Below are 16,185 nucleotides of genomic sequence, written 5' to 3' on the forward strand. Positions count from 1 at the left end.
TCGTACTCCAATTGTTGGTCGGCCGTTCATGAGCCGGACGCGTCATTTTTTGCTGGCTCCAGCTCGCCAAGCATCCGGGAAATGCCGTCGAGTTTACCACCGGTTGTGGCATCCTTCAGCCGAAAACGGAAGCTGTTGGCACCTTCGAGCCGGTACTGGTCGGGTGCGGATTGCACTTTTTTAACCAGAACCAGGGGATCCACCGGTGTCGAGCTGCCAAACTCGAGCCGCGACCATTCCTTGCCGGCATCGACTTTCACGATGCCGAGGGCTTCTGCACGCAATCGAAGCTCGGTCTGGCGGATCAGGTTTTTGGCCGGATCCGGTAATAATCCGAACCGGTCGATCATTTCAACCTGAAGTTCTTTTAATGCTTCCGGGCTGTCCACGCTGGCAATCCGTTTGTAGAGCATCAGGCGGTTATGGACATCCGGCAGATAATCCTCGGGGATCAGAGCCGGGATTCTCAGGTTCATTTCGGTGCCGTGGCTAAGTGGCAGGTCGGCGTTCGGGGTTCGGCCCTCGCGAATGGCCTTGACGGCTTCGTCCAGCAGCTGCATGTAAAGGGTAAAGCCGATGCTTTCGATCTGCCCGCTCTGTTCTTCCCCCAATAACTCCCCGGCACCGCGGATTTCCAGGTCGTGAGTGGCCAGCATAAAGCCGGCGCCCAGGTCCTGCGCCTCCGAAATCGCATCCAGACGCTTTTTGGCGTCCGCCGTGATGGATTTCGGCGGTGGCGTGAGCAGGTAGGCATAGGCCTGGTGGTGCGACCGGCCGACACGGCCCCGGAGCTGATGCAGTTGCGCCAGACCGAATTTGTCTGCCCGCTCGATAATAATGGTGTTGGCACTGGGAACGTCGATGCCGGTCTCAATGATCGTTGTGCACACCAGCACGTTGAAGCGTTTGTGATAGAAGTCGGACATGATCTTTTCCAGATCACGTTCTCTCATCTGCCCGTGGGCGACGCCCACCCGGGCTTCCGGAATCAGTGAACGAAGATCCTCGGCCGTCTTCTCGATGGTGGCCACATCGTTATGCAGGAAATAGACCTGACCGCCGCGGAGAATTTCCCGCAGTATGGCTTCCTTGACCATGGCGTTGTCTTTCTGGCGCACAAAGGTTTTCACCGAGAGCCGCCGGGCCGGAGGGGTGGCGATAATCGAGAGATCCCGCAGATGCCCCATGGCCATGTTCAGCGTTCGGGGGATCGGGGTGGCTGTCAGGTTGAGCATGTCCACTTCTGCTCGCAACGCTTTGAGTCTCTCCTTCTGCTGAACGCCAAAGCGATGCTCTTCGTCGATGATGACCAGGCCAAGATTCTTGAACTTGATGTCGCCTTGCAGCAGTTTGTGGGTGCCAATGACGATGTCGGCCCTGCCGTTCTCCACGGCCTCCAACGCCCTGCTGGTCTGGCCAGCGGTGCGGAACCGGCTGAGCAGCTCGATCTGTACAGGGGTATCCGAGAAACGGTCCCGGAAGGATTCGTAATGTTGCTGGGCGAGCAGGGTAGTGGGGACCAGAACCGCCACCTGCTTTCCCGACCATGTGGCAAGGAAAGCCGCACGCATGGCAACCTCGGTTTTCCCGAAGCCCACATCGCCACAGACCAGGCGATCCATTGGCTGTTCGCTGGTCATGTCCTCGAACACTGACTGGATAGCAACCTGCTGGTCTGGTGTCTCCTCGAACGGAAAGCCGGCAGCAAAGGCGCGATAGGCTTCCTTGGGATCCTCGAAGCTGAAGCCTTTGCGCGCCTCCCGCCGGGCGTACACATCCAGCAGCTCGGCGGCAGTATCACGGATCTTCTCCAGGGCTTTCTGTTTCGCTGTGCTCCAGCGGTCCGTCCCGAGTTTGTGAAGCGGCGCGTGTTCGGTGTCATTGCCGGCATAGCGGGAAATCAGGTGCAGGCTGGAGACCGGCACGTACAGTTTTGCGCCGCCGGCGTACTCAAGCATCAGGAATTCGCTCGCCTCGCCCTCTACCGTGATGGTCTCCAGGCCCAGGTAACGGCCAACACCGTGGTCGATATGAACCACCGGCGCACCCATCCGCAATTCCGACAGATCCCGGAAGCCGGCATCGTCGGTTTCCGTCGGCTTGTCCCGGCGCCGCCGCTGCAGTACCCGCTCGCCGAACAGGGCCGTCTCGGTGATCAGGGCAACGGAATGCTCGGGCAGCACCAGGCCTTGCTCCATCGGAGCAATGGTAATGGCCACGGCGCTTTCCTTATCGTCGAGAAAAGCCTGCCAGCCGGACAGGGTTTTCAATTCCACACCCTGCTCGCCAAGATTCTCCATCAGCGCCTCGCGCCGACCGGACGATTCGGCGCAAATCAGCACGTGGCCGTCGAACTCTCCCAGAAACCGCTTGAGGCGACCGGCGGGATCTGCGGCCCGACCGTCCATGGCGATATCCGGCAAGGTTGTCGTGGGGCAGTTAACCGATCCTGCGGCATCCTTTGGCTCGGCGGAGACGGTTACCCTCGGGAAGGCCTTCAGCTGTCCGAACAGCTCCTCCTGCTGCAGGAACAGGCGCGTGGGCGGCAGAATCGGCCGCAGGCGATCGTGGCGACGGTCTTCGTACCGGTTACGGGTTTCACTGTCAAAGTGGCTGACCGCATCATTCAGACCATCGGCGGTAAAGACATGGGTTGCTCCGGGCAAGTAGTCGAACAGGGTTGCCGTCTCGTCGAAGAACAGCGGCAGGTAGTACTCAATGCCCGGCGGGGTTATGCCGTGAGTCACGTCCTGGTAGATGGGGGTGTCCTTGTCGGCATTCGGGAACTGCTCGAACCAGCGACTGCGGAACCCGGAGCGCGCCTCTTTATGCCAGGGGAATTCAAAAGCCGGCAGCAGTTCGATGCGTTCTATCCGGTCGATTGAGCGCTGAGTCTCTGGATCAAATGTCCGGAGCGTTTCGATCTCATCATCGAACAGATCAATCCGGTAGGGCTGGCTGGCGCCCATTGGGAAAATGTCCAGTATGGCGCCCCGGACCGCGTATTCGCCGTGCTCGTAGACGTTCTCCGCATGCCGGTAGCCCGCCGCCTCAAGCTGCATTCGCCAGCTCTCGATATCCAGGGACTGTCCCACTTCCAGAAGCAGGGTGTTGCCCTGGAGATAATTTACCGGCGGCAACCTGTGCATCAGCGTGCGAGCAGGAACCACCAGAACCCCATGGCTGGTTGCGGGCAGGCGGTGCAGGGTCCGGATTCGCCGGGAAATAATGTCCTGGTGGGGCGAAAACAGATCGTAAGGCAGAGTTTCCCAGTCGGGCAGCGACAGCAGTTCCAGCCCGTCGTCGCTGACCGCCGGGCCGTCTTCTTCCGGGGGTAGCCCAAGGAAGAAGCGCATGGCCTGCTCAAGCCGGATGGCATCGGCGGTGCTGCGGGTAATGACCAGGGTCAGACCCTTGTGCGCGCGCGCACTTTCGCAGATGGCCAGCGCCTCACTGCTGCCGTGCAGTTGACCCCATGTTCGGTGATCGGCCGGCCGAGACGGAAACTCGGGGGCAATCAGGGGGAGGGGTGACGGGCGTGTGCTGGCACCTTGGCTCATGGGCGGTCTGGTTCTCCTGCTGTGGATGTCCGGGAGGCGGTGAGGCGCGTATTCTAACGCTCGCGCCCGTCACTGTCATGGCGCCGGCGCGCAGTTGGAGTTTGCGTAATTGACCGGCGCGTCCTATACGAAGGTCAGGGCCCGCCGTATTTGCGGTCGACCTGATTAAATTGGATAATGTGCGCCCCAAATTCCAAGTGCCAATTGCAGAGGTCCAAGCGTGAGTCACGAACAGATCAACCAGCACCTGTCCAACTGGACAGAAAGAGAATCCACCGCGGAAGCCATGATTCCGCTGATCGGCCGCCTCTACCGCAAAAACAATGTGGTTACTTCTGTATACGGCCGCGCCATCATCAACCAGTCGGTCATCGACATCATTCGCGCCCACCGTTTTGTGCGCCAGGTTGAAGACAGCGAGCTCTCTGTTCATGACACCCTGCCGATCCTGCAGGCCATGGACAATCTTGATCTTGGTCGGGCCCACGTAGATATCGGCAAGTTGGCGGTCAAGTTCAAGGACGAGGGGGGTGATCTTACCGAATTCCTGAAGCGTGAAATCGGTCCTGTTGTTGGGCAGTATGCCGCTCAGTCCGAGGAAGACGCCCATAACGACACCAAAGACGTTGTTCTGTATGGTTTCGGCCGTATCGGTCGCCTGCTGGCGCGCATTCTGATTGAGAAGGCGGGCGGCGGTAACAACCTGCGCCTGCGTGCGATCGTTGTTCGCCAGGGTGGTGCGGAAAACGATCTCGAGAAGCGTGCCAGCCTGCTGCGCCGTGACTCTGTGCATGGACCGTTCGACGGCACCATTACAGTTGATGAAAAAGAATCAGCCCTGATCGCCAACGGCAACTACATCAAGGTGATCTATTCCGATGGTCCGGACAAGGTGGATTACACCGAGTACGGCATCAACAACGCCATCGTGATCGACAACACCGGTAAGTGGCGTGACGAGGCCGGGCTTGGTCTGCACCTCAAATCGAAGGGTGTCAGCCGCGTTATCCTGACTGCTCCGGGCAAGGGTGATATCAAGAACATTGTTTATGGTATCAATAACGATTGGATCAACGACGACGACAAGATCCTGTCAGCAGCCTCCTGTACCACCAATGCCATCACACCGGTGCTCAAGGCAATTGAGGACGAGTACGGTATCGAAGACGGTCACGTTGAGACCGTTCACTCGTACACCAACGACCAGAACCTGATCGACAACTACCACAAGGGTAGCCGTCGCGGACGGAGTGCCGCCCTGAACATGGTAATTACCGAGACGGGCGCAGCCAAAGCCGTCGCCAAGGCGCTGCCGGTGCTCAAGGGTAAGCTGACGGGTAATGCCATTCGCGTACCGACGCCGAACGTTTCCATGGCGATCCTGAACCTCAACCTCAAGAAAGACGTTGATGTGGAAGGCGTAAACGACTATCTGCGTGATATGGCGCTGCATTCAGAGCTGCAGAAGCAGATTGACTTCGTCAATTCCCCGGAAGTGGTCTCAACCGACTTTGTCGGTTCCCGCCACGCTGGCATCGTTGACGCCCAGGCAACGATCGCCAGTGGCAAGCGCCTGATCCTGTATGTCTGGTACGACAACGAGTTCGGCTACAGTGCCCAGGTCGTGCGCGTGGTTAACCAGATGGCAGGCGTAAATTACCCGATCTTCCCCAAACGTGCGAGAGACTGAGGCGAACGCACCTAACTGGTGAGGTAAAGGTCATTAAAAACCCCGGCAGCAACCGTTGCCGGGGTTTTTGCTTTTATGGCCAGCTGACCGGCTCGATTGGCCGCACGCGCATAGCCCGTTCAGGTTTCTGGTGGAAATAGGATTCCTTAATCTCTATAATTGGCGCGATTTTGGGTACGTCTGGCACTACGTTTCTCATGGTTTTTCTGGGCCGCAGGTGTCGGGCGTTACGAATCCATTGAAAAGTTTCTGATGATTGGATGAGGCTAATGATCAAGATCAAAAAAGGCCTGGATCTTCCCATCAGCGGCGCTCCCGAACAGACCATTACAGACGGCAAACCCGTTCGCCACGCGGCGTTGATCGGTTTTGACTATATCGGCATGAAGCCGACGATGGCTGTGAAAGAGGGAGACCGTGTCAAGCGCGGTACGCTGCTGTTCACGGACAAGAAGACCGAAGGCGTTCGTTATACTTCACCCGCCGCCGGCGTGGTGAAAGAGATTAACCGTGGTGAGCGTCGGGTATTCCAGTCGATCGTTATCGAAATCGATGGCGACGAGGCTGAGACATTTGCCCGCTACAGCGAAGCGGATCTTGCCGGCCTGGAACGCCAGCAGGTGGTTGATAATCTAGTGGAATCCGGTTTGTGGACGGCGTTCAAGACGCGGCCCTACAGCAAGGTTCCGGAGATTGACTCCGCCCCTCACTCCATTTTCGTGTCGGTTATGGACACCAACCCGCTGGCAGCGGACCCGACGGTGATCATTGGCGAGAACAGCCAGGCCTTTGAAAAAGGCCTGACGCTCCTCACCAAGCTGACCATGGGCAAAGTGTTTGTTACCGGTAAGCCCGGATCCAACGTGGCGGTACCCAAATCCGACGCTGTTGAGGTGCACCAGTTTGATGGCAAGCATCCGGCAGGTAACGTTGGAACCCATATCCATCACCTGGATCCCGTATCCGGCAGCAAGACGGTCTGGAGCATCAATTATCAGGACGTCATCGATATCGCCAAACTGTTCGAATCCGGAGAAGTTCCGGTGGAGCGTATTGTCGCGATTGGTGGTCCCAAGGCCCTGAAGCCTCGCCTGGTTCGTACTCGTCTGGGAGCCAGCCTCGAGGAACTTCTGGAGGGCGAAGTTGCCACAGATTGTGAGATCCGGCCGATTTCGGGTTCTGTGTTCGGTGGTCGCCGCGGCGATGGCCCCTGCGCCTACCTTGGCCGCTTTGCCAATCAGGTGTCCGTGCTTGAAGAGGGCAACAAGCGTGAGTTCATGGGGTGGCTGTCTCCGGGCCCGAACCGGTTCTCGGTGCTGAACATTTACCTGTCCAAGCTGACCAGCGGAAAGCTTTTCAATTTTACCACCACGACCAATGGTAGTGAGCGGGCGATGGTTCCGGTTGGCGCCTACGAGCAGATCATGCCTCTGGACATTCTTCCGACGCAGCTGCTGCGTTCGCTGATTGTCGGTGACACAGAGATGGCACAGAAGCTCGGAGCGCTTGAGCTGGATGAAGAAGATCTGGCGCTGTGCACGTTCGTGTGCCCGGGCAAATATGAATATGGTCCGATTCTCCGCGAGAACCTGACCCGAATCGAGATCGAGGGCTAATACGATGGCTATCAGACAGTTTCTCGATGGAATCGAGCATCACTTTGAAAAGGGTGGCAAGTACGAGCGCTGGTATGCGTTGTACGAAGCCGTGGATACCATTTTCTACACTCCCGGCAAAGTAACTTCCACCACCGCTCATGTGCGCGACGGCGTCGACCTCAAACGCATCATGATTACCGTGTGGTTGTGTACTTTCCCGGCGATGTTCTTCGGTATGTGGAACATCGGCTTCCAGGCCAACAGCTTCCTCGCGTCCAACCCGGACGCCATGGTTGCCGACGGCGGCCTGCGGACTGCCTTCATTCAGGCACTTGCGATCACCGGTGCCGGTGCTGGCGTATGGGATAACTTCGTTTACGGTATGGCGTACTTCGTCCCCATTTACTTCGTGACCTTTGTGGTCGGTGGTTTCTGGGAAGTTCTGTTCGCCACCGTGCGTCGTCACGAGGTAAACGAAGGTTTCTTCGTTACATCGGTTCTTTTTGCCCTGATCTGCCCACCCACCATTCCACTTTGGCAGGTGGCCCTGGGTATTACCTTCGGTGTGGTTATCGGCAAGGAAGTGTTTGGCGGTACCGGCAAGAACTTCCTCAACCCGGCCCTGACAGGTCGCGCGTTCCTGTACTTTGCCTACCCGGCGCAGATCTCCGGTGACACGGTCTGGACCGCAGTCGACGGTTTCAGTGGTGCTACCGCGTTGAGCTGGGCCGCAAGTGGCGGTCTGGAAGCCCTGGAGACCCAGATTGGCTGGATGAGTGCTTTCGTGGGAACCATTCAGGGCTCCATGGGTGAAACTTCGACGCTCGCGGTGCTGATAGGTGGCCTGATACTGCTGGTCATGAAGATCGCCAGCTATCGGATTGTCGGCGGCGTGTTGATCGGTATGATCGGCATGTCCCTGCTACTAAATATCGTCGGATCCGAGACCAACCCGATGTTCGCAATTCCTGCGCATTGGCATCTGGTTATGGGCGGTTTTGCCTTCGGTATGATGTTCATGGCAACCGACCCGGTGTCCGCGGCGATGACCAACACTGGTCGCTGGTGCTTCGGCATTCTGGTGGGTGTCATGACAATCCTGATCCGTGTCATCAACCCGGCCTTCCCCGAGGGCATCATGCTGGCGATTCTGTTCGCCAACTTGTTTGCGCCGCTGATGGACCATTACGTGGTCCAGGCCAATATCAAACGGAGGCTTGCTCGTGGCTAAAGCTAAAGAAACCGTCTCCCGTACGCTGGTTGTTGCGCTGGTACTGAGTATTGCCTTCTCTGTGGTGGTTTCCACGGCAGCGGTTCTGCTCCGGCCGGCCCAGATCCAGAACCAGAATCTGGACATCAAGACCAACATCCTCTCTGCTGCGGGCATGCTGGAGTCCGGCTCCAGCGCCGAGCAAATCGAAGATGCGTTCGCGCGTTTTGATGTTCGCCTGGTCGACCTCGATACCGGTGAATTTGTCGAGCCGTCCGACGTGGGTGTCCAGGATCCCATGAAGTACGACATGTACAAGGCTGCTTCTGATCCGCAGATGTCTACCAATATTCCTTCTTCGGAAGACAAGGCAGGCATCAAGCGCCGCCCGAATGTTGCCAAGGTCTACACCATGAGCGAGAACGGCCAGATCAACCGCGTGGTTCTTCCGATCCACGGCTACGGGCTCTGGTCCACCCTGTACGGCTTCATTTCCCTTGAGGGTGATCTGAACACCATCGAAGGTTTGGGTTTCTATGCGCATGCAGAAACCCCGGGGCTTGGTGGTGAAGTGGACAACCCTCGCTGGAAGCGCCAGTGGGTTGGCAAGGAGGTCTATAACGAAGACCGTTCCGAGCCCCAGGTGCGACTGGTTAAGGGCGGTGTTGGCGCCGATGCGCAGGACAAGGAGCACAAGGTTGATGCTCTGTCCGGTGCTACGCTGACAAGCCGCGGCGTTGAGCAACTGGTCAACTACTGGATGGGCGACCGCGGATACGCGCCGTTCCTGAAAAAACTTCGTGAAGGGGAGGTCTGATCATGGCAGATGCATCAGCCAAACAGGTTCTCTTCGAACCAATCTTCAGCAATAACCCGATTGCCCTGCAGATTCTGGGCATCTGTTCAGCGCTGGCGGTAACCACCAGCATGAACGTTACTCTTGTTATGTGTGCAGCGGTTACTGCCGTTACCGCATTTTCCAACCTTGCGGTGTCGCTGGTACGTACCCAGATTCCGGGCAGTATCCGGATCATCGTACAGATGACCATTATCGCCTCACTGGTAATCGTGGTTGATCAGCTGCTCAAGGCTTATGCCTACGAGATTTCCAAGCAGCTGTCGGTGTTTGTTGGTCTGATTATCACCAACTGTATCGTTATGGGCCGCGCGGAAGGCTTCGCCATGAAGAACGGCCCCTGGCTGAGCTTCCTGGACGGTGTTGGTAACGGTCTGGGCTACTCCGTGCTCCTGATCTTTGTTGCCTTCTTCCGTGAACTGCTGGGTGCGGGCTCCCTGTTCGGCGTGTCCCTGATGCCGGTGGTCAACGAAGGCGGCTGGTACATCCCGAACGGTTTGTTGCTGCTGCCGCCGAGCGCGTTCTTCATTATCGGCCTGGCCATCTGGGGTCTGCGGACCTGGAAGCCGGAGCAGGTTGAAGAGCCTGACTACAAAATGTCGCGTCATGTCGCCAAGGAGGCCTTCTGATGGAACACTATATCAGTCTGATTCTGAAGGCAGTTTTCGTTGAAAACATGGCTCTGGCGTTCTTCCTGGGGATGTGTACCTTCCTGGCCATCTCCAAGAAAATCGAGGCTGCCACGGGGCTTGGCATTGCCGTTGTTGTGGTCCTGACTGTAACCGTGCCGGTGAATAACCTGCTGTACAACACGATCCTTCGCGAAGGCGCCCTTGATTGGGCAGGCTTGCCGAATGTCGACCTGAGCTTTCTCGGATTGCTGACGTACATCGGTGTAATCGCGGCGATCGTCCAGATCATGGAAATGGTACTGGATAAGTATATCCCGGCACTCTATGCCGCTCTGGGTGTGTTCCTGCCTCTGATCACAGTGAACTGCGCCATTCTCGGTGCCTCACTGTTCATGGTGGAGCGTGACTACACCTTTGGCGAGAGCGTCGTATATGGCTTTGGTGCCGGTCTCGGCTGGGCCCTGGCAATCATTGCCCTGGCGGGTATCCGCGAGAAGCTGAAGTACAGTGACGTTCCGGAAGGCCTGCGTGGCCTGGGTATCACCTTCATTACCGTTGGTTTGATGTCCCTGGGCTTCATGTCCTTCTCCGGTATCTCACTGTAATTCACCCGGTGATTCGGTTTAACGAAAAGGCGAGACCATGAATACAGAAATTATTCTCGGCGTGGTCATGTTCACCGTTATCGTTCTGGCCCTGGTCGCAGTGATTCTTGCGGCCCGGTCCAGGCTGGTAAGCACCGGTGATGTGACCATTGAGATCAACGATGATCCAGAACACACGCTGAAGACCGAAGCCGGCGGCAAGCTGCTCGGTACTCTGGCAAACAGTGGTATTTTCCTGTCCTCTGCCTGCGGTGGTGGTGGCACCTGCGCCCAGTGCAAGTGCAAGGTTCTGGACGGCGGCGGTGCCATGCTGCCAACGGAAAAGACCCACTTTACCAACCGTGAAGAGAAAGAAGGCTGGCGCCTGTCCTGTCAGGTTCCCGTCAAACAGGATATGAAGGTGGAAGTGCCGGAGGAATTCTTCGGCGTGAAGAAGTGGGAATGTGAGGTTGTCTCCAACCACAACGTGGCTACTTTCATCAAAGAACTCGTACTCAAACTGCCTGAAGGTGAGGAAGTGGACTTCCGGGCCGGCGGCTATGTTCAGCTTGAGTGCCCTCCCTACGAAATCGACTTCAAGGATTTCGATATCGAGGAAGAGTTCCACGAGGACTGGGACAAGCACAACATCTGGCGCTACAAGGCGGTTAACAAGGAAGAGACCATCCGGGCCTATTCCATGGCGAACTACCCGGAAGAAAAGGGTGTTCTCAAGTTTAACATTCGTATCGCTACGCCACCCCCTGGCACGGACCACAACCCGGGCATCATGTCGAGCTATGTGTTCAATCTGAAGCCGGGAGACAAGGTGACCGTGATGGGACCGTTCGGTGAGTTCTTCGCCAAGAAGACTGACGCTGAAATGGTCTTCATCGGAGGTGGTGCCGGTATGGCGCCCATGCGTTCCCATATCTTCGATCAGCTCAAGCGTCTGAACTCCAAGCGCAAGATCAGCTTCTGGTATGGTGCTCGAAGTGTTCGCGAGATGTTCTACGTAGAAGATTTCGACGGGCTGCAGGAAGAGAACGACAACTTCGAGTGGCACGTAGCTCTTTCCGATGCACTGCCGGAAGACAACTGGGAAGGCCCCACTGGGTTTATCCACAACGTATTGTACGAGAACTATCTGAAGGACCATCCGGCTCCGGAAGACTGTGAGTACTACATGTGTGGGCCCCCAATCATGAACGCGTCCTGCATCAAGATGCTGAAAGATCTGGGTGTCGAGGATGAAAACATCATGCTGGATGACTTTGGAGGCTAAGCAGTTCTGATGACATTCAGCATGGTACGACCCGCCAGGGTGGCCCTGGCCGGCGCTTTTACAGCGCTGGCCTTTGCCGTTCTGGCGGGTTGTTCGTTTGAGCCAGAGGAAAAAATCTGGGAAATCTCCGGTCCCGTTTTCGGCACCAGCTACCACATCAATGTCGTATTGACCGAGGATCAGGAGAGGCTTGAAACTCTGGCCAGCGGTATTGATGAGGTGCTCGAAGGGGTTGATGCGTCAATGTCGACCTGGCGCGAGGATTCGGAGCTGTCCCGTTTCAATCAACGATCCGATCAATCCGAGTGGGTTCCGGTGTCAGCGGGCTTGCTCCGAGTTCTTCAGAAGGCTGAAGAGATCTCAACGATGACCGATGGTGCCTTTGATGTGACCATCGGCCCGGTGGTAAATCTTTGGGGGTTCGGCCCCCAGGCTCGCCCGGAGCAGATTCCGTCAGAGGAATCTCTCTCCAGGGCTCTTGCCGCCACTGGCTTCGAGAAGCTCGAGCTGCGGGTCGATCCGCCCGCCGTGCGTGCGACACCACCGCAATATGTGGATCTGTCGGCTATCGCCAAGGGATACGGTGTAGATGCGGTTGCCCGTTTTCTTGAGAGCGAAGGCGTCGAGGCTTACCTGGTGGAGATTGGCGGAGAGGTTAGCGTCAATGGCCGAAAACCTGATGGCAGCACCTGGCGACTGGCCATAGAACAGCCGATGGCCGAGGGGCGCGCGGTAAACCGCGTGGTGGCGCTGGAATCACGCGCTATGGCAACATCGGGTGATTATCGTAACTATTACGAATCGGAAGGCCGTCGTTATTCCCATACAATAGATCCTGAAACGGGTGAGCCAATTGCTCACAAGCTGGCATCGGTGACCGTTATCGCGGACGATTGTATGACGGCGGATGCTCTGGCAACCGGTTTTAATGTGATGGGCTACGAGCGGGCCAATGAGCTCGCGGTGAGGGAAAATATCCCGGCCTATTTTATTGTCAGGACGGATGAAGGCTTCGATACGCACCAGACGCCGGCCTTTTCGTCCTACGTGACTCAATGAGGGGAGGGCAACATGGGTACCTTTCTTTTGGTTCTTTTTATCGTGGTTTTGCTGGTTGCAGCCATGTCTATTGGCGTGATCCTCGGGCGCAAGCCCATCAGTGGAACATGCGGCGGGATTGGCGCGCTCGGTATCAGCCAGTCCTGTGATATCTGCGGTGGTAATACCCAGAAGTGCGAAGAAGAAAACGAGCGTTTGGCCACCGAAGGTAAAGAACCCGAGGCTCTGACTTACGACGCCAGCAAGACCAGCAAGCACTGATCTGTTTTTGACAATTACAACCCTCTTTTCACGACGTAGATAAGGAGTCACTGCGCGCATGGCAGAACATCATTACGACGTCGTCGTTATCGGCGCCGGTCCGTCCGGCGAAGGCGCGGCGATGAATGCGACGAAACACGGCAAACGTGTCGCGATTATCGAAGACAAGCCTACCGTCGGCGGGAATTGCACCCACTGGGGCACCATTCCTTCCAAGGCGCTGCGCCACTCCGTCAAACAGATCATTACGTTCAACACCAACCAGATGTTCCGGGATATCGGGGAGCCTCGCTGGTTCTCCTTCCCGCGCGTGCTCCAGAATGCCCAGAAAGTCATCGGCAAGCAGGTCAAGCTCCGGACGCAGTTCTACTCTCGCAATCGCGTCGATCTGATAAACGGCCGGGCCTTTTTTGTCGACCAGAACCGCATAGAAGTCCGGGGTAGCAAGTCCTCCGAGACGCTGCACTTCAAGCAGGCAATCATCGCCACCGGTTCCAGGCCCTATCTGCCACCCGATGTGGATTTCCGTCATCACCGTATCTATAACTCCGACACCATTCTGAACCTGTCTCACACGCCTCGCACACTGATTATTTATGGCGCTGGCGTCATAGGTTCAGAGTATGCCTCGATCTTTGCGGGCCTGGGTGTAAAAGTCGACCTGATCAACCCGGGTAGCCGACTGTTGTCATTCCTTGATGACGAGATCTCCGACGCTCTCAGCTATCACCTGCGGAATAACGGCGTTCTGGTTCGCCACAACGAGCAGTACGAGTCGGTTGTGGGCGACGACCACGGGGTGGTGCTGTCGCTTCAATCCGGCAAGAAAATCCGTGCGGATGCATTCCTGTGGTGCAATGGTCGCAGCGGGAACACCGAGAAGCTGGGCCTCGAAAATATCGGTCTGGAACCCAATGGCCGTGGGCAACTGGCCGTTGACGAGCATTATCGCACCGAGGTGGAGAACATCTATGCAGCGGGCGACGTGATCGGCTGGCCAAGTCTGGCTAGCGCCGCTTATGACCAGGGCCGTTCTGCATCCTCGGATATTGTGGATGATGCATATTTCCGCTTTGTGTCGGATGTGCCGACCGGGATCTACACCATTCCGGAAATCAGTTCTGTTGGTAAAACCGAGCGTGAACTGACGGAAGCGAAGGTGCCCTACGAGGTTGGACAGGCGTTTTTCAAGGATCTGGCCCGAGCCCAGATTACCGGAGAAGCGGTAGGCATGCTGAAAATCCTGTTTCACCGGGAGACCCGTCAGATTTTGGGTATCCACTGTTTCGGTGATCAGGCGGCGGAAATCGTCCACATCGGCCAGGCGATCATGAATCAGGAGGGAGAGGCCAACTCCCTGAACTACTTCATCAATACCACGTTCAACTATCCGACCATGGCGGAAGCCTACCGTGTCGCAGCGTTGAACGGTCTGAACCGGATCTTTTGACGGGGTAGACCGCAAGAGGGGTCAGAATAAAGCCTGCATCTGACCCCGGCTTAACCTTTCCTGTCCCGAATTCAGCCCGCTGACAGTGCCTCTTTACTGGCCGACACCCCGGCGTGACTCTGTGGCAGTGACAGAGCTGACCTGGCCCTGTTGTCGAAGAATATGCGGGTGCTGGTGGGATAGTCAGTGATGATGCTGTCCACGCCCATTTCTTCCAGTTGCAACATGTCGTGAATCCGGTTCACCGTCCAGGTGGACACGTGCATCCCCTTTCGATGGGCTTTTTCCACCAGCACTTTCGAGCAAAGCTTCCAGTTGATGCAGAGATACTCACAGCCGAGTTGGCCCGCAATGCTCAAGGGGCGCGGGAATTTGCGCTCTGCGACCAGGCCGATGCGGATGTTCTTGTTCCGCCGCCGGATCTGTTTCAGAAACCAGGTGTCGGAAGAGGTTATGGCTACCGTCTGATACAGATTGCGTCGCTGTATCACCTCTGTCAGGCGATTGCTGAGAATGTTCAGGCGCTGACGCGTGTCTTTTTTGACTTCCAGTTGCAGGTGTTCGAGGTCGTCGAACCGGTCCAGAAGGTCTTCCAGCGCGGGGATTCCCGTGGGTGTCGGCCAGGAACTGGTGTTTCTTCGCGCATCCATGGCAGCGAGTTCGGCAGCCGTGTACTGACTGATGCTGCCTTTCTGGCTGGTCGTGCGGTCAACTGAAAGATCGTGCACCAGTACCGGCTTGCCGTCCTTTGACAATACGAGATCCAGTTCGAAATGCCGGATACCGTGCCGGTAGGCATGCATGAATCCCGGAAGGGTGTTTTCGGGAGCTTCTCCCTTTGCGCCTCTGTGTCCGTAGACAATCATTCCGCTGCATCATCCTTCAGGCGTTGGTAAATGGCCTGGCGCTTCTTCCAGGTGTCATGGCAAAGGCGTATGTCTTCGAGGTATGCCGGCAGCTCGTTCATCAGCAGGGCCTGGGGGCCGTCCACCAGGGCTTTTTCCGGCTTGGGGTGGAAATCCACGAGCACCATGTTGGCACCGGCGACGACGCCCTGGGCGGTCGCGTGCATGACATCAAGAATGCCGTCCGGAGACTGCTCACGGCTACCAACCGAATGGGAAGGATCCACACAGACCGGCATACGGGTGAGGCGCTTGACCGCCGGCACATGGGCGAAATCCACCATGTTCCGATGGGGTTGGCCGGCCTCGGTTTTCATGCCCCTCAGGCAGAAAATGACATTAGCGTTGCCTTCGCTGGCCAGATATTCGGCAGCGTTGAGGGATTCATTCAGGGTAATCCCGAACCCGCGTTTGAGCAGAACCGGATAGGTACTCTGGCGGCCAATGGCCTTGAGCAGCTCGAAGTTCTGGGTATTGCGGGTGCCCACCTGAAGCATTACACCAGTGGGGCGGCCGAGCTTTTCGAGGCAGTTATCGATTTCCTCAATGTGACTCTCATGAGTGATCTCCATGGCGATCACCTTGATGCCGTGTTTGCCCGCCTTTTCAAACACCCAGGGGAGGCAGCCCTTGCCGTGGCCCTGGAATGAATAGGGGTTGGTGCGCGGCTTGTAGGCGCCCATTCGGGTGCAGACTTCACCATGGTCTTCCAGGGCCCGCATCATCATGTCGACGTGTTCGGGCACGTCAACCGCACACAGGCCGGCAAAGATGTTCAGATTGGATTGACTGAACTCGACACCGTTGTAGGTGAAGCCACTTTGCCGTCGATCGTCCCGGTGGCGTCCGAGAATGCGGTAGTCGTCCGAAATGCGTATGGCCCGCTCGACCGCAGGCAGGGCTTCGATCTCTTCCTTGTTCAGGGGCTTGGTGTCCCCGAGAAGATAGATTTCGGTCAGCCTCTGGGTGGCGCCTTGAACCTCGTGAACCCGAACCGACACGTTCGGTAGATTCTCGAGGTAGTGCATGGTCTGTCGGTATTCTTCGCTGTCCAGAGCGGTATTCGGATGAAGAATCGCTAGCATGGTGTCTCCT

The 16,185-nt window shown here is 57.0% G+C and carries 13 protein-coding genes; 10 read left to right on the plus strand and 3 right to left on the minus strand.

Annotated features, from left to right (window positions below; genetic code table 11):
- Window positions 1-26: 26 nt before the first annotated feature.
- Window positions 27-3,560: a transcription-repair coupling factor gene (gene mfd, locus J3362_RS04135; RefSeq protein ID WP_349518249.1), complete on the minus strand. Its 3,534-nt coding sequence runs from the start codon at window positions 3,558-3,560 to the stop codon at window positions 27-29.
- Window positions 3,561-3,780: 220 nt separating this feature from the next.
- On the opposite strand from mfd, the gene J3362_RS04140 reads away from it, so the two are divergent.
- The 10 genes from J3362_RS04140 to sthA all read left to right on the plus strand — a co-directional run bounded on the left by J3362_RS04140 (window position 3,781) and on the right by sthA (window position 14,185).
- Window positions 3,781-5,250 (plus strand): glyceraldehyde-3-phosphate dehydrogenase, encoded by a 1,470-nt coding sequence (locus J3362_RS04140; RefSeq protein WP_349518250.1) that lies wholly within the window; start codon window positions 3,781-3,783, stop codon window positions 5,248-5,250.
- A 269-nt stretch (window positions 5,251-5,519) separates the two neighbouring features.
- Window positions 5,520-6,866 (plus strand): Na(+)-translocating NADH-quinone reductase subunit A, encoded by a 1,347-nt coding sequence (locus J3362_RS04145; protein ID WP_349518251.1) that lies wholly within the window; start codon window positions 5,520-5,522, stop codon window positions 6,864-6,866.
- 4 nt (window positions 6,867-6,870) lie between these two features.
- Window positions 6,871-8,079 (plus strand): NADH:ubiquinone reductase (Na(+)-transporting) subunit B, encoded by a 1,209-nt coding sequence (locus tag J3362_RS04150; protein ID WP_108017429.1) that lies wholly within the window; start codon window positions 6,871-6,873, stop codon window positions 8,077-8,079.
- Entirely contained in the window at window positions 8,072-8,875 is an 804-nt protein-coding gene (locus J3362_RS04155; protein ID WP_349518252.1) for a Na(+)-translocating NADH-quinone reductase subunit C, read from the plus strand. Before J3362_RS04150 ends, J3362_RS04155 begins: the two co-directional genes overlap by 8 nt.
- A 2-nt stretch (window positions 8,876-8,877) precedes the next feature.
- Entirely contained in the window at window positions 8,878-9,543 is a 666-nt protein-coding gene (locus tag J3362_RS04160) for an NADH:ubiquinone reductase (Na(+)-transporting) subunit D (RefSeq protein WP_349518253.1), read from the plus strand.
- Window positions 9,543-10,151 carry an NADH:ubiquinone reductase (Na(+)-transporting) subunit E gene (nqrE, locus tag J3362_RS04165; protein WP_014577568.1) on the plus strand — a complete coding sequence of 203 codons (609 nt, stop codon included), beginning with the start codon at window positions 9,543-9,545 and terminating at the stop codon, window positions 10,149-10,151. Before J3362_RS04160 ends, nqrE begins: the two co-directional genes overlap by 1 nt.
- Before the next feature lie 37 nt (window positions 10,152-10,188).
- Window positions 10,189-11,415, plus strand: coding sequence for an NADH:ubiquinone reductase (Na(+)-transporting) subunit F (nqrF, locus tag J3362_RS04170; protein ID WP_349518254.1), 1,227 nt, complete (start codon window positions 10,189-10,191; stop codon window positions 11,413-11,415).
- Between the two features lie 9 nt (window positions 11,416-11,424).
- Window positions 11,425-12,474, plus strand: a complete 1,050-nt coding sequence (locus tag J3362_RS04175) for an FAD:protein FMN transferase (RefSeq protein ID WP_349518255.1) — start codon at window positions 11,425-11,427, stop codon at window positions 12,472-12,474.
- Window positions 12,475-12,486: 12 nt separating this feature from the next.
- Window positions 12,487-12,735, plus strand: a complete 249-nt coding sequence (gene nqrM / locus J3362_RS04180; protein ID WP_349518256.1) for a (Na+)-NQR maturation NqrM — start codon at window positions 12,487-12,489, stop codon at window positions 12,733-12,735.
- Between the two features lie 58 nt (window positions 12,736-12,793).
- Window positions 12,794-14,185, plus strand: coding sequence for a Si-specific NAD(P)(+) transhydrogenase (sthA, locus tag J3362_RS04185; protein WP_148609685.1), 1,392 nt, complete (start codon window positions 12,794-12,796; stop codon window positions 14,183-14,185).
- A gap of 71 nt (window positions 14,186-14,256) precedes the next feature.
- Here the strand turns inward: sthA and J3362_RS04190 are convergent, their stop codons facing one another.
- Together J3362_RS04190 and J3362_RS04195 are read right to left on the minus strand one after the other, a co-directional pair.
- Window positions 14,257-15,051: a glycerophosphodiester phosphodiesterase gene (locus tag J3362_RS04190; RefSeq protein WP_349518257.1), complete on the minus strand. Its 795-nt coding sequence runs from the start codon at window positions 15,049-15,051 to the stop codon at window positions 14,257-14,259.
- Window positions 15,048-16,175 carry a 3-deoxy-7-phosphoheptulonate synthase gene (locus J3362_RS04195; RefSeq protein WP_349518258.1) on the minus strand — a complete coding sequence of 376 codons (1,128 nt, stop codon included), beginning with the start codon at window positions 16,173-16,175 and terminating at the stop codon, window positions 15,048-15,050. Before J3362_RS04195 ends, J3362_RS04190 begins: the two co-directional genes overlap by 4 nt.
- Between the last annotated feature and the right edge of the window lie 10 nt (window positions 16,176-16,185).

Source organism: Marinobacter sp. NFXS11 (assembly GCF_040148675.1).
Lineage (GTDB): Bacteria > Pseudomonadota > Gammaproteobacteria > Pseudomonadales > Oleiphilaceae > Marinobacter.

Coding starts and splice junctions, on each gene's coding strand:
- mfd (WP_349518249.1), bottom strand. CDS start 3,560: ATGAGCCAAGGTGCCAGCACACGCCCGTCACCCCTCCCCCTGATTGCC.
- J3362_RS04145 (WP_349518251.1), top strand. CDS start 5,520: ATGATCAAGATCAAAAAAGGCCTGGATCTTCCCATCAGCGGCGCTCCC.
- J3362_RS04150 (WP_108017429.1), top strand. CDS start 6,871: ATGGCTATCAGACAGTTTCTCGATGGAATCGAGCATCACTTTGAAAAG.
- J3362_RS04160 (WP_349518253.1), top strand. CDS start 8,878: ATGGCAGATGCATCAGCCAAACAGGTTCTCTTCGAACCAATCTTCAGC.
- nqrE (WP_014577568.1), top strand. CDS start 9,543: ATGGAACACTATATCAGTCTGATTCTGAAGGCAGTTTTCGTTGAAAAC.
- nqrF (WP_349518254.1), top strand. CDS start 10,189: ATGAATACAGAAATTATTCTCGGCGTGGTCATGTTCACCGTTATCGTT.
- J3362_RS04175 (WP_349518255.1), top strand. CDS start 11,425: ATGACATTCAGCATGGTACGACCCGCCAGGGTGGCCCTGGCCGGCGCT.
- nqrM (WP_349518256.1), top strand. CDS start 12,487: ATGGGTACCTTTCTTTTGGTTCTTTTTATCGTGGTTTTGCTGGTTGCA.
- sthA (WP_148609685.1), top strand. CDS start 12,794: ATGGCAGAACATCATTACGACGTCGTCGTTATCGGCGCCGGTCCGTCC.
- J3362_RS04190 (WP_349518257.1), bottom strand. CDS start 15,051: ATGATTGTCTACGGACACAGAGGCGCAAAGGGAGAAGCTCCCGAAAAC.
- J3362_RS04195 (WP_349518258.1), bottom strand. CDS start 16,175: ATGCTAGCGATTCTTCATCCGAATACCGCTCTGGACAGCGAAGAATAC.